This is a genomic window from Borreliella americana, from assembly GCF_021043605.1.
In the GTDB taxonomy this organism is placed as follows: Bacteria; Spirochaetota; Spirochaetia; order Borreliales; family Borreliaceae; genus Borreliella; species Borreliella americana.
This window is the reverse complement of record NZ_JAJNFB010000039.1, coordinates 1-2,593: the sequence shown is the minus strand read 5'-3', so window position 1 is coordinate 2,593 and position 2,593 is coordinate 1. Positions and strand designations below refer to the sequence as shown.

At 24.1% G+C, this 2,593-nt stretch carries 2 protein-coding genes and 1 pseudogene; all 3 read right to left on the bottom strand.

Translation table 11 applies throughout. The annotated features are described in order from the left end of the window. Positions 1–42: 42 nt before the first annotated feature. Entirely contained in the window at positions 43–768 is a 726-nt protein-coding gene (locus tag LRB30_RS05620; protein ID WP_231020118.1) for a P52 family lipoprotein, read from the bottom strand. Positions 769–873: 105 nt separating this feature from the next. Then, positions 874–1,755: a 5'-methylthioadenosine/adenosylhomocysteine nucleosidase gene (locus LRB30_RS05615; protein WP_231020116.1), complete on the bottom strand. Its 882-nt coding sequence runs from the start codon at positions 1,753–1,755 to the stop codon at positions 874–876. A 250-nt stretch (positions 1,756–2,005) separates the two neighbouring features. After that, positions 2,006–2,355 (bottom strand): annotated as a pseudogene (locus LRB30_RS05610) (PilZ domain-containing protein); the annotation flags it as partial. Positions 2,356–2,593: the final 238 nt, after the last annotated feature.

Genomic DNA, 2,593 nt, shown 5'->3' with positions numbered 1-2,593 from the left:
TTTTAATTAAATCTTCAAATCTTCATTCTTCTTATCGTTTCTTTACTTGAAAAACTTATTGAAAAAAATTTCTTCTAATTTCTTATACCCTTGCTCTTTTAATTTCTTTTCTAGTTCTAATTCTATTTTTTCCCTTTGCATTTCTAATTCTAATCGAGATTCCAATGATTTTTTCATCTTTTTAAAACGTTGATCAATACTAGATACAAACCTATTACTCAAAGAATTATGTTTTTTTTTATCAGAGCAAATATGCCCTTCATCAAAAAAATTATGCCTTCCCTTAATCAAAGCAATTATCCAATTAATAAAAGTAATTATGGCACCACACCACACACTCTTATTTTCATCAAATGAATTATCATTTCCATCAAATGAATTATCATTTCCATCAAATGAATTATCATCTTCATCAAATAATAAATTATCCCCTTCATCAATATAAAAAATATCCGTTGTGCAAGGATCATCAATGCATAGATATAATATAAAAACTTCAATTTCAAATGATTTCTCACTTATCCTGTTCTTAATCTTACGAAACAAATTAATTAATTCTTTAGATCTCTTAGAACCCAACTTAAGAAAAAATTCATCAAAATCTTTTTCATCATAATTTTCTAATGGAAAGCACGTAGAATTATTAAATTCCTCCATAACCATTTTCATATCATTTAAAATACAATGTTCAAACCAACTTAACTTTAAATCAGAAAAACAAAGTGTTCTATTTCTAACTAAAGAATCACTACATAACTTGTTATACACACAGCTACTCATTTTTTTAATACCTATTCCTACGATCCTATTATATAAAAGTAACTTTTTAAAAAAACCATAACAATTAACCATATACTTCTAATAAACTTTTTATCAAATTAATTTAATCAATTTTTCTACTATTTTTAATGAGTTAGAAGATGCTTTTTTTATAAATTTTTTATAATCATTATCATTTTCATGATTAACTATATTGGATATTCCTCGTATAATTATAAAAGGAATTTTAAAATTATAAGCCACCTGAGCCATTGCAGCACTTTCCATATCTACTGCAATTGCATCTTGGAATTCTTCCGGAATTTCCTCATAAAAATTTAGATGATTAATAAATTTATCTCCAGTAATTATTAAACCCGTATGAAATACTATATTATTTGTTTTTATCTTAAAAACTTTCCTCATAAGGACAATGCTTGATTCAAATTTTTTAGGATGTCCTGGAACATGTCCTATTTCATATCCAAATCTATACAAATTAAAATCATAATTTACTGTTTGTGTGGATATAACAACATCTCCTATTTTTAAGAATTTATTTTTATTACTATAAATGCCGCTAGCAACTCCAGCATTAATTATATGACTAATCTTATATTTTGATATAATATAACTTGTCCAAAAAGCCGTATTTATTTTTCCAACTCCTGTAACTATAGAAATAATATTATGGTTATGTATTGTACCAAGAGTAATTGTTTTTTTATTTATATGTTCTTTTATTAAAATATTTTTTTTATTTCGAATAATCTTATTTATTTCTGACGCTTCAACATTTGTAGAAAACATTATTAAAATATTAGGTTTGGTTGTAAATGGTATATTTATTTTAGGTTTGTCTATGCTATTGGTATTAGTAGAAACAGTATATATCTTCTCTAAATCTTTGATATTCTCCCTATATAAAGAACTACAACTTATCAATATTTGAACAAATATAATAAATACAAACACAATAGTAATTTTTCTATTCAAGAATTGCCTCTCCTAAAAATTTTTGTAGTTATAAAAACAAATATAATACAAAATCTCTTTGATTAATTTTTGTATTATATTTTTTCATTTCTACGTATTTCCATATTTTGACAAATCTTTTAGCATTAAAATAATATCTCCTATACAAAAGAATGTCCATATGTAATATGGACCAAAAAAAATATAACAAAAAGCAATAAAATAAATAAAAAGATTGGGGAGATAATCCTTAATCAGTTGATATAAATTTTTATGTCTCATTAAAATAATCATGGATTAACATCGTATATTCAATTGATATTTTATCTTCGTCAAAAACAATACCAATTGCAAAACTCTTTCCGTTAGGGGTTTGAATTGTGCTCAAATTTTTTGATTTACCTTCAATAACAATCTCTTTATTAATAAACTCAAAACTAAAAATCAAATTAAATTCGTCTCCCTGGACATCTTTATAATCAAAAAAAGAAGTTACCAACAATGCCACCCCCATAAGGTATATCTTTTACAAAGCATTTGTGCTTTACCATTAAACTTTACATAAGCTTTATTAAAATCAATTTTTAGTTTTCTAATAGAATCTTTATCAACAACAATCCTTATTAAATTCTTGAGCACTATGTAATTCAAAAGCCTAACAAAATTATTTATCAAAAATTGAAATTATTTCACTTTGTTATAGCTCCAAAATTTGGAGAACTCCCATGAATAAAAAAAGTTTATTGTTTTTGTTATTTTTTCCTTATTTTCTTTATCTTTCTTTTTATTATTATTTATTTTAACTAAAATAACAAAGAATTCTCCACCTATAATTTCTATGAAATTTAGGTGGAGATGA